The organism is Dyadobacter sp. CY351, from assembly GCF_021502625.1.
Taxonomy (GTDB): Bacteria; Bacteroidota; Bacteroidia; order Cytophagales; family Spirosomataceae; genus Dyadobacter; species Dyadobacter chenhuakuii.
On sequence record NZ_JAKFFU010000012.1, the window covers coordinates 1 to 21,291 of the forward strand.

Here is a 21,291-nt window from a genome sequence, read left to right on the forward strand (position 1 = left end):
GAATACATCACCTACTACAACAAAGAGAGGATCAGACTTAATTTAAACGGAATGAGCCCGGCACAATACCGAGCTCATCACACTAATCGTTAATCTTTAAACCGTCCAACTTTTGGGGTTCAGTCCATTATCGTAGCAGCCGGTTTTCTTTTTGTATTAATCCAAAAATCTTAAAGCATGAATTTCAGCTTTACCACTTCTTTTTCACTTAAAAATCTCCATTTACCACGCGGAAGGTCTTTCTTGTTCAATCCTGCGAATACCGTGCGGTCGAGCTTTTGAACTTCGTAACCCAAATGTTCGAACATCCGGCGAACGATCCGGTTCCGGCCGCTGTGAATTTCCAAGCCAACCACCATCGCGTCTGGCGTTACAATGCCAACTTCATCAGGCCGAATGAAACCGTCTTCCAATTCAAGGCCGTGTTGGAGCTTTTCAAAATCTTCCGTTGTAATCGGCTTATCCAATTCCGCCTGATAGATTTTCTTGATCCCGCCGGATGGATGCGTCAGCTTTACAGCCAATTCTCCATCATTGGTCAAAAGCAATAAACCGGTTGTATTCCTATCCAAGCGACCCACCGGGTAAACACGCTCGGCACATGCACCTTGAATGAGGTCAAGCACGGTTTTGCGCTCTTCCGGATCGTCGGTTGTGGTAATGTAATCTTTTGGCTTATTGATTAGGATATAAACCATTTTCTCCGGGTTCAATGCCTTTTTGCCATATTTCACAACGTCGGTAGGCAATACTTTGTAACCCATCTCTGTAATCGTTTTACCATTTACAGAAATCTGGCCCGAAGCGATCAGGTCATCCGCCTCGCGACGCGAGCAAATGCCAGCATTTGAAATGTATCTGTTCAAACGAATGAGTGCAGATTCTTCCTTTTCCTTCCGTTTCGGTGCATTTTTCTTTTCGTAGCTTGACAAATTGTAGCGTGGAGCACTTTCAAATTTGCCCACTCTTCTGTCTAATCCGCTGCGATCTTCTGCCTGCTCTGCGTTTTCATTACGGGCAGACTTTTCGAAATCACGCTCTACATGCGCGGTCTCATCTTTTTTTTTAAATTCTGGCTTGCCGTCTCTGCTGGGACGGCCAAAAGAACGCTCAGCTGATGGCCGTGAATCACGTCTTTCGCCCTCGCGCGCAGGTCTTTCAGCACGAGGCTTGAATTCTCTGTCGCCGGTGGGTCGGTCACCTTCACGTCTTTCAAAACGTGGTTTGAATTCCCTTTCTCCGGAAGGTCTTTCTCTTGGTCCTGATTCTTCTCTTGAACGGAATGGGCGGGACTCTCCGGATTGGGCAGGACGGTCATCGCCTCTTCTCTCAAAGCGCGGCCTGTCGCCTTCGCGAGCCGGTCTTTCAAAGCGTGGTTTAAATTCTCTGTCTCCGGATGATCGTTCTCTTTGTCCAAAATCCTTTTTATCAACGGGGCTGCGGAAGCCACCTTCCTTTTTAGGAAAGCTTGGTCTGTCATTTCCAGGCTTATCAAAGCGAGGTTTGTCAAAACTAGATTTGAATGAAGGCTTGTCGAAGCGAGGCTTATCAAACCTTGGCTTATCGAAGCCCGGCTTGTCGAAGCCCGGCTTGCCGAAGCTCGGCTTATCGAAGCCCGATCTGTCGCTTGATCCTTTTTCGTGATCGAAGCTGGGACGTGCTTTTTGTCCTGCGTTATCTCCGTTCGAGGATGCAGTGCGTAAGCTTGACTTTTTGATGCTTGGTTTACTAAAACGGCTTTCTGCCTCAGGGCGAGCCTTTTTGAATGGATGGCCTGCGCCGTCACTGGATTTGCGGAAGGATTTCTGTCCGCTGGTCGAAGGCTGCGAAGCTTTTGGCGCCTTCGAGGGTGTTGATGTTCTTTTTCTCATTAGGAATGCAGTATCACTACTGGAATTTGTTTCCTCTTACTATTTGCCGTGTACTGACAGCGGTTTTTTGATCTGTATTTCAAAGATGCCACTAAAACCCGCTAATCAACGCATCTGATGATCAGAGTACTAAGTGTTTTAATTAAGTCTGCAAAGATACAGGAAATTTTTAAGTAAATATTTTCACTTCGGTTTATGCCATTTTTGGTAACCAAACGTTTATTAGTACTATTGGTTCAATGCACTGAAAAGCGCGTTTTTCCATAACCTAACCTTCACCTATAAAGATGTAAATATGCCTACTGATGTCCTGCCTCAACCGCTATGGAAACCAGGGAGAACGCTTCTGGAGCAATCCAATCTCAAAAAATACATGGATTGGCTTTTTGTCAAAAGAGGCCTTTATTTCCGCTCCTACCATGATCTTTGGGATTGGTCGGTGACGGATCTGGAAGATTTCTGGGAGAGTTTGTGGCTTTACTTCAATATAAAATCCCATGACCTTTACCTGGAAGTGTTGCAAAGGCCAAAGCATGGGATGATCGGCACAAAATGGTTTACGCGTTCCAAGCTGAACTATGCCGAGCATGTTTTCAGAAATAAAACAAAGGACCGGCCTGCCATTCTTTTTCAGTCAGAACAATCTCCTTTAACGGAAATTTCCTGGGAGACGCTTGAAATGGAAGTTGCCGCTGTGGCTGCCTGGCTCAAACAGCGCGGCGTGCGTCCGGGTGACCGGGTGGCAGCTATTTTGCCAAACATTCCGCAGGCCGTTGTGGCTTTTCTCGCGACCAATGCTGTGGGCGCTGTGTGGTCGTCCTGCTCACCTGATTTTGGTAAAACAGCCATTACAGATCGTTTTTCGCAGATTGAGCCCAAAGTGCTTTTCGTGGCGGATGGTTATGTTTATAATGGCAAAACTTACGACCTTACAGCATTCGCACAAGAGCTATCCTTCACATTACCAAGTGTTAAGGATACGGTTTTAGTGAATAACATCAATGCAGAGAACCGCCCGGAAAGATTAACTTCCTGGGAAGACATTCTGCATCTTGAAAATTTCGGGCTTGATTTCGAGCCGCTTCCCTTTGATCACCCGATCTGGATCCTTTATTCTTCGGGCACCACGGCTAAGCCAAAAGCCATCACGCATAGCGTAGGCGGCTGCCTTATCGAACATCATAAGGCATTGATCTTACATCAGAATGTAAAACCGGGCGATCGCTATTTCTGGTATTCGACCACGGGCTGGATGATGTGGAATTATGCATTAGGATCGCTGCTTTGTGGCGCAACGCTTGTGCTATATGACGGAGCGCCTGCATTTCCATCGTCACAAGTGCTCTGGACATTGGCCGAAAAAGCGAAGATCACGCATTTCGGAAGCGGCGCAGCTTACTTCAATGCGTCCATGAAAGCGGGTGTGAGCATTACTTCGGAAAGTCTTAATGCATTGGAAACCATCGGTTCCACCGGCTCGCCATTGCCGCCGGAGGCATACGAATGGATTTATAAATATGTAAAAAAAGATGTCTGGCTCATTTCGCTAAGCGGTGGAACGGACGTTTGCAGTGCATTCGTGGGCGGTTGCCCGATTTTGCCCGTTTATCCCGGAGAAATCCAGTGCCGCATGCTCGGCTGCCGGATCGAGGCTTATAGTGAGGATGGCAAACCGCTGACCGGCGAGCTGGGTGAAATGGTGATTACGCAGCCCATGCCCTCCATGCCCATTTACTTTTGGAATGATGAGGATGACGAGAAATATATCAGCAGCTATTTTGAAATGTATCCCAATATCTGGCGCCACGGCGACTGGATAAAGGTTACCGACCGCAATTCTGTCATCATCTACGGCCGCTCGGATGCAACGTTGAACCGGGGTGGGGTAAGGATCGGAACTGCCGAAATTTATCGCGCCGTCGAGAGCATTCCGGACGTGAAAGACAGTTTGGCGGTGTATCTTGAAAAGGCGAACGGTGACGGGACAATTTCGTTGTTTGTAGTTTTAAGCAAAGACAAAACTTTGACCGACGAGCTGAAACAACGCATAAAGGACGTTTTAAGAAATGAATACAGTCCACGCCACGTTCCGGATACAATAGAGCAGGTTAGCGACATTCCCTATACGATTAACGGGAAGAAAATGGAGGCGCCAATGAAGCGGATTCTGATGGGACAGGATCCTGCCAAATGCATCAATCCGGAGACAATGCGTAATCCGGAGTCTTTAAAGGCATTTGTTTGAGGGCAGAAGTTGGACTAATATCTTATAAATCACCTCTGATACACTTGCTTTAGGCAACCAAAATCGCTTACTTCACGTTAGAGAAATGTGCCTACTGCAACAGGCATGTATACAACGCTTTCAAATATTTTATTGGCATGAATCAACAAAAATCTCCTAACCCGATTCATAATTCCCGTTCAGTGGTTCGCCTGCCTATCATTATAGCCATTACACTGGCTGCTGGTGTGCTGTTGGGAAGCACTTTTTTTAGCGGGGGCCGCAAGCTTTCGGACGTAGCGAAGGGTTATGCCAAATATCGCGAAGTGCTCATGCTTGTTGAGAATAATTATGTAGATTCTGTTAATACTGAGGAGCTTGTAGATTTTTCTATCTCAAAAATGCTGGAAAAATTAGATCCCCACACAGCTTACTTCAACACGGAAGAAGCCACTGCGGCCCGTTCGCAGCTGGAATCCGGATTTGACGGCATTGGTGTGGAGTTCAACATATATAATGACACGGTTTACGTGGTGACGCCATTAAGCGGCGGTCCTTCGGAAGCGGCCGGAATTCAGAGCGGCGACCGCATTATTTCAGTTAATAAGGAGAATTTATCTGGTCCTGGCGTTACTAATGCGCAGGTTTACAAGCTGTTGCGTGGAAAAAGAGGCACTAAGGTTGATCTGGCCATTGAAAGGGTTGGTTTAGATGAAAAAATGAACTTTGCAGTGGTCCGTGACCGCATTCCGACTTACTCTGTTGACGCATCGTATATGGTAGATCAGGAGATTGGCTATATTAAGGTGAGCCGTTTCTCGGAAACCACTTACGACGAATTCAAATCAGCATTAAAAACACTGAAAGCCAGTGGCTTGAAAAACCTGATCCTTGATTTGAGAGGAAATCCGGGCGGTTATATGGAGCGTGCCACAAGCATGGCCGACGAATTCATTGCTGGCGATAAACTGTTGGTTTACACAGAAGGCAAGGATAGCCGGTTTGACAGAAAAACGCGTTCACACGTGGACGGAATGTTCGAACAAGGGCCGTTGATCGTATTGGTGGACGAAGGAAGTGCGTCTGCATCCGAAATCCTGGCGGGAGCGTTGCAGGATCACGACCGTGCATTGGTCGTTGGAAGGCGTTCTTACGGAAAGGGTTTGGTTCAAATGCCGATCAAGCTTTCGGACGCATCCGAACTTCGCCTTACTATTTCAAGATATTTTACACCAAGCGGCCGGAGCATTCAAAAACCTTATGAGCTGGGCAAAGGTGAAGATTATAGCCAGGATCTTTCGCATCGTTACGAGAGCGGCGAATTGTTCAGTGCGGACAGCATTAAATTTGATAAAACCAAAATTTACAAAACAGACGGAGGCCGCATCGTTTATGGCGGCGGCGGGATTACACCCGATATTTTTGTTCCAAAAGATACGCTGCTGAACAGCAAGTATTTATTTGAATTGTATTCCAAAAACATCATCAGAGAATACGCGCTTCGCTACGCGAATGACAATCAGAAAAAGCTTGAAAAACAGTCATTTAATGACTTCTTGACGTCGTTCCAGATATCTGACGCGATGATTGCAGAAATGGTGAAGGATGCTTCGAAGGCTGGAATTAAACCAAATGAAAAAGAGTTAACACTTTCTAAACCCATTATTGCTTCGCAAACCAAGGCGATCATCGGACGATATGTCTGGGGCAGGAAGCAGAAAAACGGGCTTAATAATGAGATTTTTCAGGTGCTGAATCCGACGGATAATGTTTATCAGCAAGCGGTCCAGCTATTCAGCCAGGCTGCGCAGCTGGAAAAAGGGAAGTTCAGCAGTTTGAACATTCCTAAAAATAAAAAGTAAGCATCCCAGGAAGCGCACATCTTTTGACGAATTTGATTTTATAATGTCTCGAATTGCATTGATTACCGGAGCCACATCCGGAATTGGAAAGGCCACTGCGGAGTTATTTGCAGGTGCCGGAATTGATCTTATCCTCTGCGGCCGCCGCCAGGAACGATTGGATGAAGTTTCTGCTGAATTATCTTCAAAAGTTAATGTTACCACGCTTGTTTTTGATGTGCGTGACAAAGGCGCGGTGATCGCTATGATCGGTTCCTTGCCAGATGATTGGAAAAACATTGATATCCTGGTTAATAATGCTGGTAATGCACACGGAATGGGTTCATTGGCCGAGGGTGATACGGAGGATTGGGATGCAATGATCGATGGAAATGTGAAAGGCTTGCTATATGTTTCGAAAGCGGTAATTCCGCTGATGCTTGAAAATGGAGCGGGGCACATTGTCAATATCAGTTCCATAGCAGGAAAGCAGACTTACGTGAATGGTGCCGTTTATTGTGCTTCCAAGGCTGCAGTCGAGGTTTTGAGTGAAGGAATGCGTCTCGATCTGACGCAGCATGGCATTAAGGTGACCAATGTCGCGCCCGGCGCAGTGGAAACAGAATTTTCGCTGGTTCGTTTCAAAGGAGATGAAAGCCGTGCCGAAAAAGTGTATCAGGGATTTGATCCTTTGCAGGCTGTTGATATTGCCGATGCCATTCTTTACGCAGTGAATGCACCTAGCAGGGTTACAATCGCTGACATTACCATTTTAGCTGCTGCGCAATCTGCCGCAACGACGATTCACAGGAAGTAAGCATGAAATCTACTGAACAAAAGCCCATTGCTGTTGACTCACCGACAGCAATAAATACTTCGCAAACAGTTTTCCCCATTTTGCTTGCGTTAAGCTTCTGTCATTTGCTGAATGACACGATGCAGTCCTTAATCCCTTCCATTTACCCGATGGTTAAGGAATCTTTTCAATTGAATTTTACCCAGATAGGGCTGATCACATTCACATTTCAAGTGAGCGCTTCTGTACTGCAACCTGTGGTAGGCGCGTACACGGACAAGCGTCCGCAACCCTTTGCATTGGCTGTGGGAATGTGCTTTACATTGCTGGGACTCATTTCATTATCTCTTGCGAACAGCTTTAATCTTGTTTTGCTTTCAGTTGGGTTGATCGGCGTTGGTTCAGCGGTTTTTCACCCTGAGGCTTCCCGCGTGGCGCGTATGGCTTCGGGCGGTAAGCATGGCATGGCGCAGTCGCTGTTTCAGGTGGGCGGTAATGCGGGGAGTTCGCTGGGGCCTTTGCTGGCAGCATTGATTCTGTTGCCTTATGGACGTTTTCAGGTGATTTGGTTTTCGCTGGTTGCGCTTCTGGCGATTGTTATTTTATCCTGGGTAGGCGGCTGGTATAAGCAAAGTCTAAGCCATGTTGCTGCGAAAAAAGTCGAAAAAGCACATCAGGAATCGCATTTGTCAAAAGGGAAAATCGTGTTTGCGATCGGTATTTTGCTGCTGCTAATCTTTTCGAAATACATTTACATGGCCAGTATTTCGAGCTATTTCACTTTTTACCTGATTGATAAATTCGGCGTCTCCATCCAGAATTCACAGATATATCTTTTCGCATTTCTATTCGCCGTTGCAGCGGGAACATTCATCGGAGGACCGGTTGGCGATAGGATTGGCCGGAAATACGTGATATGGATATCGATATTAGGTGCAGCCCCGTTCGCTTTGCTGCTTCCTTACGTCAATCTGTTCTGGACGGGCGTATTAAGCTGCATTATCGGGCTCATTCTTTCCTCAGCCTTTTCCGCGATCCTGGTCTATGCACAAGAGCTTATTCCCGGAAAGGTCGGGATGATTGCAGGGCTGTTCTTCGGCTTCGCTTTCGGCATTGCAGGAATCGGATCGGCCATTCTGGGAAGCGTCGCCGACAAAACCAGCATTGAATATGTCTTCTGGATCTGCTCCTTTTTACCGCTTATCGGGCTGCTGACAGGGTTTCTGCCGAACTTGGAGCGGAGTAAGGGTTAGTCGTTTTCGCTTAGATTATAATTTTAGAGCTAAAAACTCCTTTAAATTATAAACGGGCAATGATGGTTCTGAAAACTTCTGCAACTGTTTGTCGCGACTCACAAAATATTGAAGCTTGTGTTGAATTGCAGTATGATATTGAAGCGCGTCTTCGACGTCGTCAATTAGAGAATTTAAAGCTTTTAAGGTGGTAATATGGTTACAGTCAATAACCGTTATATCTGCCAGTAACAGAACAATTAGCTCTTTTGCTTTCGTTTTTCGGTATGCTTTGCTTACCCAATATGCTGTTATGTGAACAATTGCAGGTGTTACAAAGCCTTGGATCTGTTTATGAACGATTCTTTCGATCAGTTGTCTGGCATCTTGATAGTCATCTCGTTTAAGTAAGAAATCCAATAAAATAATGGCGTCAAGAAATACCTTAGAAGCCATATTTTGCAGATTGATCTTCGTAAAAAGCCTTCTTTAAATCTTGTTTGGTATCTATATGCGAAGGAACTTCAAGGCTATCTACTAAATCTAAAATACTTTCTTTCTTTTCAGATTTAGCGGCGATGGTTCTTAAATAGTCCTCAACAATTCGCGAAATGCTGATATGTTTTGATGCAGCATAAGCCTTAACCTGGGACAATACATTGTCCTCAATAGTGATATTTAGTCTAGCTTTCATAACATGAATATGCGCATAATTTTTTAATCGTGCGCATAAATAATTCAAAAGTTTGCCGCTATCCTCAAAATCAAATTTGGATCAGGACAGAGATTTAAATAATGTTCTCTGTCCTGAATGCTGCTTACGCCGGGGAAGTCTCCTTGATAGTTGCCCATGTCTTTGATAATCTGAAAATGCAGATGCGGTGGCCAGTCGCCGTTTTCGGGATAGGGGCCTATGGCTGCGAATTTTTCGTTGGCTAAAATATTTTTGCCGACATATAATCTTTCCAGTGAATCCAGTGACAGATGTCCGTAAAGTGTGTAGAATACGACATCGTTTAATACGTGGGCAAGAATAATTGTTGGGCCGTAATCGCCATAATGGTCGTTGAAGGCAAAACTGTGGACGGTTGCGTCTAGCGGTGCATAAATGGGTTCTCCGGCATTTGCCCAAATGTCCGTGCCGAGATGAATGCTCCTTGGTTGGTTGTCTGCGTTATTGAAATGTTTTTGCTGCCGATAGATAATGCGATTCTCTGCGTAGCCGCCAATCCCTGTGAAAGCATTATTTTCAAGCATTTCATCAAATACAAATTGAGAGAAAACCGAAGTTTCGGATAAATCCCTTTGCACAAGCGCTTCATTGGATTCAGAAAAATCCAGCTTTTTAAACGGCTTCGCGCTATGAATGACAGGCGCAAAGCCATTTTGCTTTCCCAGAATGTCTTGAAGTGTAAGCATTAATTGGCATTTTATAACTGCTAAGCCCGGACAACCTTGTTTGCGGGCTTAGCAGAGTTGGATTTATTTCGGATCCAGCGCCATCTTGATCCGTTGCAAAACATCCTGCAAATGATACTTCGTAATTTTATCCGTCGATTTCGTGATAGCAGGTTGTAATGTTGCTTTCAGGCTTTCCAAATGTGCCCTCGCAACGGAAGGCAAATCCGTTTTTTCAAGTTCAACAACCCGCGTTGAAAAACCATAAGTGATCCCAACCGGAACGGATTGCACATTGGCTTTGCCAGGTTTCAGCAGATCAACCAATTTCTCGATATACACTTTTTGAAGATTTCTGCGGTGCAGGTCAATGCTTTTGCCCGTTTTCGTTTCTGACCAAATGCCGCTTTCCAGGTCTGTAAACATATCGTCCAGCGTATAATTCTTGCTTGAAATTCCGGTTTCCATCAGCCTGACCGCCCTGTCGCCTGCGAAGAGCGTCGTTAATGCATATTCCTGCAATGCTTTGATCGCTTCGACACCGGTTTCAGGTTTGATTTTGCTTAAAATATTCTGGTCTAATAACCAGGTCGGCGTTTTGAACAACTGATTGTTAAGGAATACAACTGCTTCTTTCTGAGTCGATTTTGGCACAGTTTCAAAAGTCGATCCCTCCATGTCATATGTGGTAGGGTTATCGTAAATCCCGCCCACATTCTTCATCACGTGGCCAAGATAGCGACGATATTGCTGTATAACATTGTTGTAAATTTCATCCAGCTCCTTATAACTTTCACCGTCCTCGCGGCTCCATTCGATCAGGTTGGGAAGAATTCTTTTTAAATTTTTAATGCCATACTCAGAAGCTTTCATCGCATTATCGCTCAGATCTTCGGTTTGATAACGCGGGTCATACGGGCTGATCTCCGTTCCGAAATGCAGTCTGGAATCTTTGTAAGCCTCTTTGGTCATTTCATTCAAAAGCATTTTTTCAGTCTTCGCATCCTTGGCGTCCAAGAAGTTGCTGTAACCCCACTGAATTGCCCATTTGTCGTAATCTCCGATTCTCGGGAACAGATTGGTAATGCTGTCCTCGGGCTGGGCCACGTAATTGAAGCGGGCATAATCCATGATAGAAGCCGTATGGCCATGCTTTTCAATCCATTCTTTGTCACGCAATTTCTCGACAGGTGTAGCCGAACTCGCGCCCATATTATGCCTTAATCCCAATGTATGCCCGATCTCATGCGAAGAAACAAAGCGCACAAGCTGGCCCATAAGCTCATCATCGAACTTCTTGGTGCGGGCTTTTGGATCCACCGCGCCAGCCTGGATAATGTACCAGTTGCGCAGCAAACGCATGACATTGTGATACCAGCCAATGTGGCTTTCCAGAATCTCACCGCTTCTCGGATCATGCACATTGGGCCCGTAAGCATTCTGAATATCGGCAGCGAAGTAGCGGATCACGGAATAACGTGCATCTTCCAGGCTCATAGTCGTGTCGTTTTCGGGCCAGTATTCGCCGCGGATCGCATTTTTCCAGCCTGCTTTTTCAAATGCTTCCTGCCAGTCGTCGACGCCTGCTTTCAGATATTTGCGCCATTTTTCAGGTGTGGCAGGATCAATGTAATAAACGATTGGTTTTTTAGGCTCAATCAATTCGCCGTCGCGCTGCTTTTTAGCATCTTCTGCATTTTTAGGCTCTAAACGCCATCTTACCGCAAAAACTTCTGTATCAGAGCGCTGCGATTCTTCTCCGAAAATGGCATATTGATTTGCAAAATAACCCACCCGACTATCAAAGATCCTTTTCCGCATCGGCTTTTCAGGCAGCAGGATCAGCGAAGTGTTCATTTCCATAGTCACAACGCCGGCATCGAGCCCGGACGGTAAATACTGACCGATGGACGGGGTAGGAGAAGTAGAGAGCAGCTGCGGCGTTACAGAAAATGTTTTAACGGTCCGGATTTCTGTATTAATGGGAAACGCCCGGATTTTCTCAATGTAGGAAGCTTCCTTTTTAAATGATGTCAGTTTTAAAAGCTGCTTGCTAACCGAGCTTAGTGAAAAAACCTGATTATCAGCATTAAAGAAGTCCGTCACATCAATGACAGACGACTTTGCACCAGGCTCTTTTTTAACGGCTTTTATTTCAAAAACCCCAATAATAGGATCTGAGTTTGAGTTTTTAACAGCCTGGAAAATTGGCTTGGTGCTGTCGGGACTCGCAACGACCACTGTTACGGAACGCAATAATAGATTATGGTCCATCCCTTTTTCCCAGCGGATCATTTGCCGGTTGACCTCTTCTCCTCCAAAAATCCCCCCGCCGGCAGCTGTTTTGGCATAGCGCGTTACAGCCATAATGTCTTTGTCCAGCAGTGAATCAGGGATTTCGAAATACCATTTCTCGTCCATTTTGTGAACAGAAATCATGCCTTTCTGGCTCACCGCGCTGGTGTCAATGAGGTCTTTAAAAGCCTTGGGGCCCTTCTTTTTGTCGTCTTTGAGTTTCTCTTTTACTGCGGTGGCCACGGCGTCCACGGCTTTTTCGATCTTGACGTCTTCCTGCTTTTCTTTCTTTTTCTTCTTTTGTGCGTAGGTGGTTGTGGTAAACAGAAATGTGATTCCTACAAAGAGGAAATAACGAATTAATCTCATAGAGTTGGTTTATGTTTTTGCTTGCTTACAAAAATATAAGTTTGCCGGATAGGACGTGCAAATAATTCAGGGGAGGTTACAAAAATATTAAGCTGTCTTTTCGGCCAGCACTTCGGCAAGAACGCCTTCTTTTAATGCATAGCTTGAAACTTGTATCTTCTTGATTCCGTAGCTTTTGAGTACATAGTCTATCAGGCAAACTGCAACCACGATCATGTCCACACGCAGTTCGATCATGCCCGGGATCTGCATTCTTTCGTCATGATTTCCGGTGAGAATGAGTGCATATGCACGGTAAAATTCTTCCAGTGCCAATGAGAAATCAGTTTGGTTTTTCGGAGGCCTTTCATTGGTGCGGAAATGGAAATCAATGTCCACCAACGTGTCGAATGTCCCGGAAGACCCCACCAGCTTATCCGGGGAATACTGGTGGACGGCATTGGCAAGCGGGATCAGTTTTTCTTCAAAATAATTGTAAAGATTTTTGCTGTCACCCTGCGAAAGCGGATCATTGCGCATGAATCTTTCCATCAGTCGCTGCCCGCCAATCTCGAAACTTTGCTTCCAGAAAATCTGCGACCTGTTGCCGATGATGAACTCTACGCTTCCACCGCCAATATCCATGATCAGTGAAGGTGAATCGCCAAGGTCTGCACCGCGTCGGACTCCTTTATAAATGTATTCGGCTTCGCGGTTGCCGTCGATCACAGTGATCGTAATGCCTGTTTTGGAAAGGATTTCAGCACAAAAGTCCTGCTGATTCTCTGCATTCCGGATGGCACTGGTGCCGAAAGCGAAAGTTTTCTCATCGGGAACATTGAACTCGTCCAGCTTTTGCCGGAAATAAGTCAGGACGGTCAGTGCACGCTGCAAGGCTTCCTCCGTAATGATCTTTTTGTTGATTCCTCCCAATCCGATCCTTGCCGGTCTGCTATCATGAAATATATTGGTGACAGCATCTCCGTTTTTATCGACAATGAGCAGGTGAAAAGTGTTTGTTCCTAAGTCAATAATTCCCAGTCGCGAGCTCATATAGGGCATTTAATCTGTTAAAAGCTTTTTCCTCAATGCAATGATCACAAAAATAACCTAATAATAATGACTTATTTCTTGATTTTCTGTTTGATAAAGCTTTTCTTTGCAGTCCGATTTCAGAAACCAATTCAAAGAACATTACAATTTATAAGCATGCTTATTATAAACATTAAAGACAACGAATCGATTGACCGCGCTCTTAAGCGTTACAAGAAGAAATTTGAAAGAACTGGTACTATGCGCCAGCTTCGTGCTCGTACTGCTTTCGAAAAACCATCTGTAAGACGTCGTTTCGAAGTTTTGCGTGCCGTATACAAAGAAAAAACTTACGGTCATTTAGAAGACTAGTTCCCAGGAATGGTGTTCTGAAAGATTTCGACAGGATTATTATATCCATATCATAAGGAGAAGGGCTGCTTGTTAAAGGCGGCCCTTTTTTGTATGTTGCTGATATGATAACCTCATTTATTGATTTTCTGAAATTTGAAAAACGCGCCAGTGTTCATACTGTAAAGTCTTATCAGACGGATTTGGACCAGTTTCAGAAATATCTTTTATTTCAATACGAGCTGGATAAGCCGGAAGAGGCAAAGGCACCCATGCTGCGGTCCTGGATAGTGAGTTTGATGGAAGAAGGCATGAATCCATCTTCTATTAATCGCAAAATTGCGTCACTCAGAACATTTTATGGATTTTTGAAACGTAAAAAGGCGGTTTCCCAAGATCCCACTAAAATTCTCTCAGCGCTGAAAACGCGCAAAAAACTGCCTGCTTTTGTTGAAGAAAAATCCATGGAAACGCTTTTCATGCCGGATACTTTTACTGACGACTTTGAGGGAGTCCGCGACCGCGCCATTATGGAGCTGTTATATGGAAGCGGGATCCGGCTTTCGGAACTGGTTTCGCTTGAAATAAAAGATCTGAATCTTCCCGCCAGGACGATCCGAGTGTTTGGGAAAAGGTCAAAGGAGCGTGTCGTTCCTATTTCTACATCTCTGGCAAATTTACTTTTTCAATATCTGACATTGCGTGCGCCTGAGGAGGATACGGAATGCTTGATATTAACCAATTCAGGCAAAGCAGTTTATCCCGTCTTTATACAGCGAACGGTTGAAAAATATTTGTCGGCCGTCACCACATTGTCGCAAAAAAGCCCGCACGTATTGCGTCATACCTATGCCACACATTTGCTCAATCGGGGCGCGGATCTTAATGCAATTAAGGAGCTTCTGGGTCATGCTAACCTGGCTGCGACGCAGATTTACACGCATAACTCTATCGAAAAGCTCAAAAAAACGCATCAGCAAGCCCATCCAAAAGCCTGAAACCCATTTTTTAGAAGTATATTTGCCTTAATTGCAGTTTCCAGAATATAATTTTGTCACTCCAGTATGAATAACAGTTTCCAGGACGCGGTTGTAACGAAGTACAATATATTTAATAGTCTTTTTCTGAGTTTGCCCTATCGTGGTATTTTTCAGACGGGATCATTGCTCCCCATACTAACGCAGCAGAGTGAGATCGGATTTCAGGAGGGAAAGACGCCACGGGAGATCATAGAGCACTTTTTTTCAGAATTACTGGAAACTGCTACACCAAAAGAAAGGACAGATCTGCTCTTTGCTTTTATCCAATATATAGAAAGGCAAGTTGTACTTTTCGACTCTGTGGAGGATGCTGCATTTGACCAGACCCACGATCTGACCGGCAAAGGATCGGTTAATTATCTGACAGATCGCCTGGATAATGATGAGCTCAAAAAGAAGCTGCTTACCAAGCTCGAAGATTTCAGTGTGCGGATTGTCCTTACTGCGCACCCGACACAGTTTTATTCGGGTAAAGTGCTGGGAATCATTAATGATCTCGAAGATGCAATCAAGGAAAACGACTTTACGGAAGTAAACCAGCTGCTCCTGCAATTGGGTAAAACCGCATTCATTAACCACGAAAAACCCACGCCTTTTGATGAAGCGGTGAGCCTTTGCTGGTTTTTGGAAAATGTATATTACGACGCCATTCCATCGATTCTTGAAAAACTGATCAATGGCCTGGGAATGAGCGTCCACGACTGGCCTTACCCGAATGTTTATCGGCTAGGCTTCTGGCCGGGCGGTGACCGGGATGGTAACCCGTTCGTGAATCCGGAAATTACGCTGCAAGTTGCGGCAAGATTGCGGGAAACGCTTTTGAGAGGTTATTATCGTGATTTGAGACAATTGAAGCGCCGCCTGACTTTCAAAGGTGTGGACGAAGCGATCAGTCTGGCAGAACGCAAGATGAACAGCACCATTTTCGGGCCGTTTGAAGAGGGTTATGCCAATGCGCAGGAATTAATTGATGAATTTCTGAAAGCCCGTGAGGTTTTGGTTTCCAAACATCAGGGGCTGTTTGTGGAATTGCTAGACAACTTCATCCTTAAACTAAACATTTTTGGGTTCTTCTTTGCTAGCCTGGACGTGCGCCAGGACAGTCGTAAACATGCAAAAGCGTGGGAAGATATCCTTAAAAGGCTGGAAAAGAAGATCCCGTTGCTGAAATACAGTGACTATGAAGGCTGGGATGAGGCGAAGAAAATAGACCTTTTGCTTTCTCTGAACATTCCGTTGCGGGATGAAGATTATGAAGACGAGCTGACCAAGGACATTCTGGGTTCTATCCGCGCTATCAAAACGATTCAGGCACAGAATGGTGAAAAAGGCGCTCACCGTTATGTGATCAGCAACAACACCTCTGCATTGAATGTAATGCAGGTCGTTGCGCTTGCTAAAAACCTGATTGCGGATGAAAGCGGAAGGCTTGCGCTGGACGTGGTTCCGCTTTTTGAAACCGTTGATGACCTTGCGAATGCACCAGAGATCATGCGGACATTGTATCAAAACGAGTTTTACCGCAACCATTTGCAAAACCGCGAAAACCACCAAACTATAATGGTAGGGTTTTCTGATGGAACAAAAGATGGCGGTTACTTGCGGGCAAACTGGTCAATTTACCGCGCAAAAGAAGAATTAACGAAAGTATCGCGTGAATTTGGAATCAAGGTTACATTCTTTGATGGCCGCGGAGGTCCTCCTGCGCGCGGTGGTGGCAACAACCATAATTTTTACTCTTCGCTCGGAACAGACATTGAGGATAAAGAAATCCAGCTTACTGTTCAGGGACAGACGATCAGCTCAAATTACGGAACAGTAACGACGGCTATGTACAATTTGGAAAGATTGTTCACGGCAGGGCTTGAAAACCACTTGTTTAGAGGAAATCGTGTTGAAGACGAGCTGAATGAAGAGGATAAAGTCCTTATTGAAGAGATGGCGGCATTAGCCTATGACTCCTATCTGGATCTGAAAAATCATCCGATGTTTGTCAAATATCTGGACAAAAAGACGCCGTTGCGCTTTTATGGACAAACCAACATTGGCAGTCGCCCTACAAAGCGTGGGAACGATGATGAAGGTCTGAAATTTGAAGATTTACGTGCTATCCCGTTCGTGGGATCCTGGGCGCAGATGAAGCAGAATGTACCAGGCTTTTACGGATTCGGAACAGCGATCGAACAGATGTCGAAAGACGGTAAGAAGGAGACTATTTCGCAATTGTATAAAAAATCATTGTTTTTCAGGACATTGATCGAGAATTCGATGCAGTCATTGTCCAAAGCATTTTTCCCGGCAACCAAATATCTGCGCGATGAGCCTGATTATAAGGAGTTCTGGGATAAAATGTACGATGAGTTCTTACTGACAAGAGACCAACTGCTTGAAGTTTCCGGGCAAAAAGAACTTCTGGATAGCAACAATGTCACTAAGGTTTCCATTAAAACCCGTGAGCGGATCGTTTTACCATTGATCACAATCCAGCAGTATGCATTGCAAATGCTGGCAGAAGATCCCAAGAATCTTCCGGTGGACGTGGAAACATACAACCAGCTCATTATGCGGGCCATGTTTGGTATCATCAACGCGGCGAGGAATTCGGCGTAGTAAGTTTCTAAATATTTAGATCTCCTGAACATGCTCGAATGTTCAGGAGATTTTTTTTGCTATCAACATTATATTTTCGCGATTTATTGGACATAGACGAATTAGAGTTGTCGGTTTCTTTTCCTTCGCTCCAATATTTTAGTATGGAATCTACCATTTGTAAAACACAGCGTGTCGGACAGCGAGCTATCGTCTTTTATTCCATACACCACCATTGTAAACTTAAACTCTCCAGAAATTTCGCCAGTGGTCATATTTAACGAATTGATTTGCAAATAGCTATCACTTTTAGGAAGTATTCTGAAAGAGTCCCCAGGCTGATCGTCGTAAATTTGAGAATAGAGCAGGGCACGTACATGATCATTGTCTATGCAGTATTTATTTTCTTCCGATGTCAGCAAAAATCTTCCTTTTCGAAGTGGAATCTGGTCAAAATATAAAACCTGCTGTCTAAATCCATTTGAATCGAATGAATTCGAAAACATATATGCGCTTTTAATGGAACATAGCGAATCCGTATTTTCCGAGATTCCCGCGTAGACAGACTGGTAAGCATTATCATATAATTTACTCCATTCCGTTCCACTCATATCCGCTTCAAAATATCCCCATGATATTCCCGCGTTTCTGTACGGAGTATAAATCTCACAAGCACTGCTTCCGATCATTAGAATAAAGAAAGTTAAACTTTTGAATGGTTTCATGAGGCAATTATCTTAATATAAGCACTCGCTTTGTTTCAATATTTTTGCCCACCATCAGCCTGATGAAATAAATCCCGGCTGGAAACTTCCTCGCGTCCCACTTTCTACTGGTAACCCCATTTGGTTTGCGCGTTAAATAGCTATCAGAAAGTGTTTGGATTACGGAGCCGGATTGATCCAATATGTCAAGTTTGATCTCGGCATCTGATGTTGTTTTGTAATTTATGCGAACCTCATCTGAGGCTGGATTTGGAGTTGCTTCAAGATGTAAAAGACTTTGAGAAAGAGAATCCGTTTCAACCACGCCAGTCTTGTAGGGATTGGGCATCTGTGATGTAACAGCAATAAATGCAGAAACAGATTTACCATTTCCCGTAACCGTTATTTTAAACCATACTTTCTGAGTCTGATAGAAATTCCATGTAAAAATGTCCGTGGTAGTATTGGAAGTGAGATAATTAATCCCATCATAGCTATAATGCCAGACAATCGAATATGGCGCAGATCCACAACTATATGTCACCTCATAGTTTTTGCCACCGGGTGCTGTTACAAAAGTTGGCCCGTCAACGTAAGCAACGAAAGGCGGATTGGGATTAGGTCTGAAAGCGCTTACAACCGAATGGGATTGGGTGACTCGCAGCGCGTTGTTTTCATTATTTGTTCCGGAAGGCTTACCTCCTACATTTATATTAGGATTGGAAAAATTTAAAAGTCGATTTTTGGCTTGTTGATCAGATATTGCTTTGCCAACCATCACTGTTCGGTCCGTAACTATCCCAAGGCCATTTTTGATACAATATGCTTGTGCATATGCAGGTGACCCGGCCGTATCTTCGTGTCGACAGCCATATAAGTGGCCAACCTCATGTGCAAATGTTTTTCTTGATGTACATGACCAGATTTCTACAATTGCATATGATCGGTCGTTTTGAAGAGTAACTGTGCCCGCGCCGCCTCGCGTATTACCGTTTGAATAAACTGCATCCGAGAACAATACGACTATGTCCGCCTGATATTGATTTCGGAGGTTTTGAGCAACAGGATTTATGATTAGCTTTTCGAGATCATCATTTAAATTTTGGCTTTCATTAACGTCTAATGGTGCTACACCGGCCAAGGTTAGCACAGCATTACTTGTTATTCCACTATTGTATATTGTACTATTAAATTGAGCGACTGACAAATCTGCCCAATTAACTATTGCAGCAGCACTACCCACCAACGCCAGCGCCTTCGGTGTGTACAACACAAGCACCCGGGGGCTAATCAGCGGCTGACAGGGATTCATCTTTGCATTTGAATGGACCGGCGGGGCATGCTCGGGCTGTTGCGTGCTTATTCTTTCGGTGGAGTGATGCTCATCGGGTGCGATACAGCCGACGTCGTCGCCTTTTGACGTGTCAACTTCCTGCAAGCAATACAAACCGCCTGGCGCCGGGAAAATTTCGTAGATGCCGTCGGGCGTGGAGAAATGCGCGGAAACTCTTCCTGCTTTGGACAGAATGATGATGGTTCCGCGGTTCTCATCTGTTTTGCCTATCCATTCATAATCAGCACTTGAATAATACCTGACCTCGCTTGCTTCGGCAATTTTGGGCTTGGCTTTTCCCGGAATTTCTAATGTGAGAATGCCTTCTTTCTGAGTAGTGGCAATCGGGTTGAGATGGATGAAGTGGTGATTTGAAATGTTTGGGTTCTTTTTTAAGCGGGTAATGTAAGCACTCATTTCTGGATTGTCCGGGATGGCATTACCGGGGATTACTTCAATAAATTTTTGCGACTGGCCCAGTGCCGGATCGCAGCATAAAAATGAGATCAGAAAGTACGTTAGAGAGCTCCTTATCAGTAGGATAAATAATTTATGCATAGTGTATGGGATTAGTTTGGACAACTGAACCGCCGAATGTTGGTTTATTTTCAGGTATAACAAAGTATTTCTAGCCATGACTTTCCCAGTAGCAGGGTTGAATTATTTGCCGGTCATTTTGGGCATTGAGATAAAATCGAATAATTTCCCTGCAATTATTAGTAGACGAATAGTTGAAGGGACTTATAATTGGGATACTCAATTGCCCAAAGCTTCAACGTGACCAATCATGACGCATCATTCTGATCAGCGTGCCTATTTTTTTAAAATAGATACGACTATCAAAAAAATCCGAAATGCTTTACAAAAACAGCTGACGGAGGCCGGTTTTGACCTTACAGTGGATCAGTGGGTGCTAATAGATCATATTTTCAGACGGCAGGGAATCAGTCAGAACGAGCTTGCTGAGCTTACGTTTAAAGATCCGCCAACGGTCACACGCATCATTGATCTGCTGGAAAAAAAGGGGTTGGTGGAACGCGGACCGGCTGCCGGGGACAGAAGAAAATTCAATTTGTTCCTGACCAAAACAGGCGAATCAACCTATAATGAGGCTTTTCCTATTGTTGCAGACATTCGCCGAAAGGGTTGGGGAAGTTTGAATGATTCCGATTATCAGCACTTTGTCCGAATTATGGACTCGATTTATCAGAATTTTACCTGAAAAGGCAGAAAAATAAAATTTTTTTAGTGGTAAGTGGGAGAATAACAGCTGATTGCGTTATGCTCCCATTTTTGTTTTAAACCTTTGGCAAATCATTGCATCTAAACTACGTTGACGGCAATAATTCCGACGCATTACAACGTTAAGCCTGCCGACTGCATCTGTATTTTATATTCAATATTTACTAATGAAAGCCATGAAAAAAATTGTTTTGAGTTCCCTGCTTGCTATGACCGCTTTGTTCCCTGCTTTTTCGCAAATCAAATATGAACAACAGGTCGTTGCACCTAAGATTGAAGTAGCAGGTTTTGCCGAATTGGAAATTGTGCCGGACGAAATTTACTTCAATATTTCACTGCAGGAATATTTTGAAGATGAAAAAAACCAAAAGAACAAGGTCATCATCAGCACTTTGGAAAAACAGCTTTTGAAAGCAGTTGAAGAGGCCGGGTTGCCCAAAGATGCGCTTTCTATCAGTGGATTAGGGGGTTATCAAAATTACACAGATAAGAAAAAGAAGCCTGCTACATTCCTTGAGAGCAAGCAGTATGAGCTGAAAGTGAGCAGTCCTGAGAAGTTGGACGGCATTTTGTCAAAAGTTGAAAGCCGCGGTGTGCAGTATGCGAATGTGAGCCGGGTGGACCATTCAAAAAGAGAAGAATTAAAGAAGCAGGTTAAAATCGACGCATTGAAAGCAGCCAAAGTAAAAGCGGAATATCTGGTTGCTTCGCTGGACGAAAAGCTTGGTAAAGTGCTTGAAATTAAAGAACTGGACGAAAACCTGTACTTTCCTCAGCCTGTTTTTGCGAAGGCCAATATGAGAACATTGGCGCAAGCAGAATCAGCAGATATGGTGGCGGATAGCCAGGTTCAATATCAGAAAATCAAGATAAGCTATCGTATGCAGGCCGCATTTGAGATTAAGTAAGCAGGTGATAGTAAATGTGGGCACAGTTTTTTGTGCAAATGTTCGGTGACTTTAAGTATTCCTTTTGTACAAGACATAATTTCATAA

18 protein-coding genes are annotated in these 21,291 nt (G+C 44.4%); 10 read left to right on the top strand and 8 right to left on the bottom strand.

Features of this window, described 5'->3' with window-relative positions:
• The first annotated feature begins 6 nt into the window (after nucleotides 1–6).
• A complete protein-coding gene (locus L0660_RS26400; RefSeq protein WP_409013419.1) occupies nucleotides 7–93 on the top strand; it encodes an IS3 family transposase in 87 nt (28 codons plus the stop codon).
• Between the two features lie 77 nt (nucleotides 94–170).
• On the opposite strand, the gene L0660_RS20585 is transcribed toward L0660_RS26400, so the two are convergent.
• Complete coding sequence (locus L0660_RS20585) at nucleotides 171–1,871, bottom strand: pseudouridine synthase (protein ID WP_235161142.1); 1,701 nt, start codon at nucleotides 1,869–1,871, stop codon at nucleotides 171–173.
• Nucleotides 1,872–2,166: 295 nt separating this feature from the next.
• Here L0660_RS20585 and L0660_RS20590 point away from each other — a divergent pair, with 295 nt between their 5' ends.
• The 4 genes from L0660_RS20590 (at nucleotide 2,167) to L0660_RS20605 (ending at nucleotide 7,985) form a co-directional block, all read left to right on the top strand.
• Nucleotides 2,167–4,116, top strand: a complete 1,950-nt coding sequence (locus L0660_RS20590; RefSeq protein WP_235161143.1) for an acetoacetate--CoA ligase — start codon at nucleotides 2,167–2,169, stop codon at nucleotides 4,114–4,116.
• 137 nt (nucleotides 4,117–4,253) lie between these two features.
• Nucleotides 4,254–5,957 (top strand): S41 family peptidase, encoded by a 1,704-nt coding sequence (locus tag L0660_RS20595; protein ID WP_235161144.1) that lies wholly within the window; start codon nucleotides 4,254–4,256, stop codon nucleotides 5,955–5,957.
• Nucleotides 5,958–6,000: 43 nt separating this feature from the next.
• Nucleotides 6,001–6,753, top strand: a complete 753-nt coding sequence (locus L0660_RS20600) for an SDR family NAD(P)-dependent oxidoreductase (protein ID WP_235161145.1) — start codon at nucleotides 6,001–6,003, stop codon at nucleotides 6,751–6,753.
• Nucleotides 6,754–6,755: 2 nt separating this feature from the next.
• A complete protein-coding gene (locus L0660_RS20605; RefSeq protein WP_235161146.1) occupies nucleotides 6,756–7,985 on the top strand; it encodes an MFS transporter in 1,230 nt (409 codons plus the stop codon).
• 15 nt (nucleotides 7,986–8,000) lie between these two features.
• On the opposite strand, the gene L0660_RS20610 is transcribed toward L0660_RS20605, so the two are convergent.
• The 5 genes from L0660_RS20610 to L0660_RS20630 all read right to left on the bottom strand — a co-directional run bounded on the left by L0660_RS20610 (nucleotide 8,001) and on the right by L0660_RS20630 (nucleotide 13,058).
• Nucleotides 8,001–8,420: a PIN domain-containing protein gene (locus tag L0660_RS20610; RefSeq protein ID WP_235161147.1), complete on the bottom strand. Its 420-nt coding sequence runs from the start codon at nucleotides 8,418–8,420 to the stop codon at nucleotides 8,001–8,003.
• Nucleotides 8,410–8,658 carry a DUF6364 family protein gene (locus L0660_RS20615; protein WP_235161148.1) on the bottom strand — a complete coding sequence of 83 codons (249 nt, stop codon included), beginning with the start codon at nucleotides 8,656–8,658 and terminating at the stop codon, nucleotides 8,410–8,412. The genes L0660_RS20610 and L0660_RS20615 overlap by 11 nt, the downstream gene beginning before the upstream one ends.
• A gap of 44 nt (nucleotides 8,659–8,702) precedes the next feature.
• Entirely contained in the window at nucleotides 8,703–9,383 is a 681-nt protein-coding gene (locus L0660_RS20620) for a peptidoglycan DD-metalloendopeptidase family protein (RefSeq protein ID WP_235161149.1), read from the bottom strand.
• Nucleotides 9,384–9,446: 63 nt separating this feature from the next.
• Entirely contained in the window at nucleotides 9,447–12,026 is a 2,580-nt protein-coding gene (locus tag L0660_RS20625; RefSeq protein WP_235161150.1) for a zinc-dependent metalloprotease, read from the bottom strand.
• A gap of 87 nt (nucleotides 12,027–12,113) precedes the next feature.
• A complete protein-coding gene (locus tag L0660_RS20630; protein ID WP_235161151.1) occupies nucleotides 12,114–13,058 on the bottom strand; it encodes a phosphatase in 945 nt (314 codons plus the stop codon).
• A 156-nt stretch (nucleotides 13,059–13,214) separates the two neighbouring features.
• Here L0660_RS20630 and rpsU point away from each other — a divergent pair, with 156 nt between their 5' ends.
• The 3 genes from rpsU (at nucleotide 13,215) to L0660_RS20645 (ending at nucleotide 17,038) form a co-directional block, all read left to right on the top strand.
• Nucleotides 13,215–13,409 carry a 30S ribosomal protein S21 gene (gene rpsU, locus L0660_RS20635; RefSeq protein ID WP_026629542.1) on the top strand — a complete coding sequence of 65 codons (195 nt, stop codon included), beginning with the start codon at nucleotides 13,215–13,217 and terminating at the stop codon, nucleotides 13,407–13,409.
• Between the two features lie 104 nt (nucleotides 13,410–13,513).
• The gene (locus L0660_RS20640) at nucleotides 13,514–14,386 is read left to right on the top strand and encodes a tyrosine-type recombinase/integrase (RefSeq protein WP_235161152.1); all 873 of its coding nucleotides are present in this window, start codon (nucleotides 13,514–13,516) and stop codon (nucleotides 14,384–14,386) included.
• Between the two features lie 66 nt (nucleotides 14,387–14,452).
• Entirely contained in the window at nucleotides 14,453–17,038 is a 2,586-nt protein-coding gene (locus L0660_RS20645) for a phosphoenolpyruvate carboxylase (protein ID WP_235161153.1), read from the top strand.
• 101 nt (nucleotides 17,039–17,139) lie between these two features.
• Here L0660_RS20645 and L0660_RS20650 read toward each other — a convergent pair whose 3' ends face one another.
• Nucleotides 17,140–17,742 (bottom strand): hypothetical protein, encoded by a 603-nt coding sequence (locus L0660_RS20650; protein WP_235161154.1) that lies wholly within the window; start codon nucleotides 17,740–17,742, stop codon nucleotides 17,140–17,142.
• A gap of 7 nt (nucleotides 17,743–17,749) precedes the next feature.
• Nucleotides 17,750–19,612 carry a M12 family metallo-peptidase gene (locus tag L0660_RS20655; RefSeq protein WP_235161155.1) on the bottom strand — a complete coding sequence of 621 codons (1,863 nt, stop codon included), beginning with the start codon at nucleotides 19,610–19,612 and terminating at the stop codon, nucleotides 17,750–17,752.
• A 229-nt stretch (nucleotides 19,613–19,841) separates the two neighbouring features.
• Here L0660_RS20655 and L0660_RS20660 point away from each other — a divergent pair, with 229 nt between their 5' ends.
• Together L0660_RS20660 and L0660_RS20665 are read left to right on the top strand one after the other, a co-directional pair.
• Nucleotides 19,842–20,276, top strand: coding sequence for a MarR family winged helix-turn-helix transcriptional regulator (locus L0660_RS20660; RefSeq protein ID WP_082217549.1), 435 nt, complete (start codon nucleotides 19,842–19,844; stop codon nucleotides 20,274–20,276).
• Nucleotides 20,277–20,472: 196 nt separating this feature from the next.
• Complete coding sequence (locus L0660_RS20665) at nucleotides 20,473–21,204, top strand: SIMPL domain-containing protein (RefSeq protein ID WP_235161156.1); 732 nt, start codon at nucleotides 20,473–20,475, stop codon at nucleotides 21,202–21,204.
• Nucleotides 21,205–21,291 lie beyond the last annotated feature (87 nt).

Excerpts from the sequence above, each read along its gene's own strand:
- L0660_RS20620 (WP_235161149.1), bottom strand. The coding sequence starts at position 9,383 with ATGCTTACACTTCAAGACATTCTGGGAAAGCAAAATGGCTTTGCGCCT.
- rpsU (WP_026629542.1), top strand. The coding sequence starts at position 13,215 with ATGCTTATTATAAACATTAAAGACAACGAATCGATTGACCGCGCTCTT.
- L0660_RS20605 (WP_235161146.1), top strand. The coding sequence starts at position 6,756 with ATGAAATCTACTGAACAAAAGCCCATTGCTGTTGACTCACCGACAGCA.
- L0660_RS20595 (WP_235161144.1), top strand. The coding sequence starts at position 4,254 with ATGAATCAACAAAAATCTCCTAACCCGATTCATAATTCCCGTTCAGTG.
- L0660_RS20660 (WP_082217549.1), top strand. The coding sequence starts at position 19,842 with ATGACGCATCATTCTGATCAGCGTGCCTATTTTTTTAAAATAGATACG.
- L0660_RS20645 (WP_235161153.1), top strand. The coding sequence starts at position 14,453 with ATGAATAACAGTTTCCAGGACGCGGTTGTAACGAAGTACAATATATTT.
- L0660_RS20630 (WP_235161151.1), bottom strand. The coding sequence starts at position 13,058 with ATGAGCTCGCGACTGGGAATTATTGACTTAGGAACAAACACTTTTCAC.
- L0660_RS20625 (WP_235161150.1), bottom strand. The coding sequence starts at position 12,026 with ATGAGATTAATTCGTTATTTCCTCTTTGTAGGAATCACATTTCTGTTT.
- L0660_RS20650 (WP_235161154.1), bottom strand. The coding sequence starts at position 17,742 with ATGAAACCATTCAAAAGTTTAACTTTCTTTATTCTAATGATCGGAAGC.
- L0660_RS20665 (WP_235161156.1), top strand. The coding sequence starts at position 20,473 with ATGAAAAAAATTGTTTTGAGTTCCCTGCTTGCTATGACCGCTTTGTTC.
- L0660_RS20600 (WP_235161145.1), top strand. The coding sequence starts at position 6,001 with ATGTCTCGAATTGCATTGATTACCGGAGCCACATCCGGAATTGGAAAG.
- L0660_RS20655 (WP_235161155.1), bottom strand. The coding sequence starts at position 19,612 with ATGCATAAATTATTTATCCTACTGATAAGGAGCTCTCTAACGTACTTT.
- L0660_RS20585 (WP_235161142.1), bottom strand. The coding sequence starts at position 1,871 with ATGAGAAAAAGAACATCAACACCCTCGAAGGCGCCAAAAGCTTCGCAG.
- L0660_RS20610 (WP_235161147.1), bottom strand. The coding sequence starts at position 8,420 with ATGGCTTCTAAGGTATTTCTTGACGCCATTATTTTATTGGATTTCTTA.
- L0660_RS20640 (WP_235161152.1), top strand. The coding sequence starts at position 13,514 with ATGATAACCTCATTTATTGATTTTCTGAAATTTGAAAAACGCGCCAGT.
- L0660_RS20590 (WP_235161143.1), top strand. The coding sequence starts at position 2,167 with ATGCCTACTGATGTCCTGCCTCAACCGCTATGGAAACCAGGGAGAACG.
- L0660_RS20615 (WP_235161148.1), bottom strand. The coding sequence starts at position 8,658 with ATGAAAGCTAGACTAAATATCACTATTGAGGACAATGTATTGTCCCAG.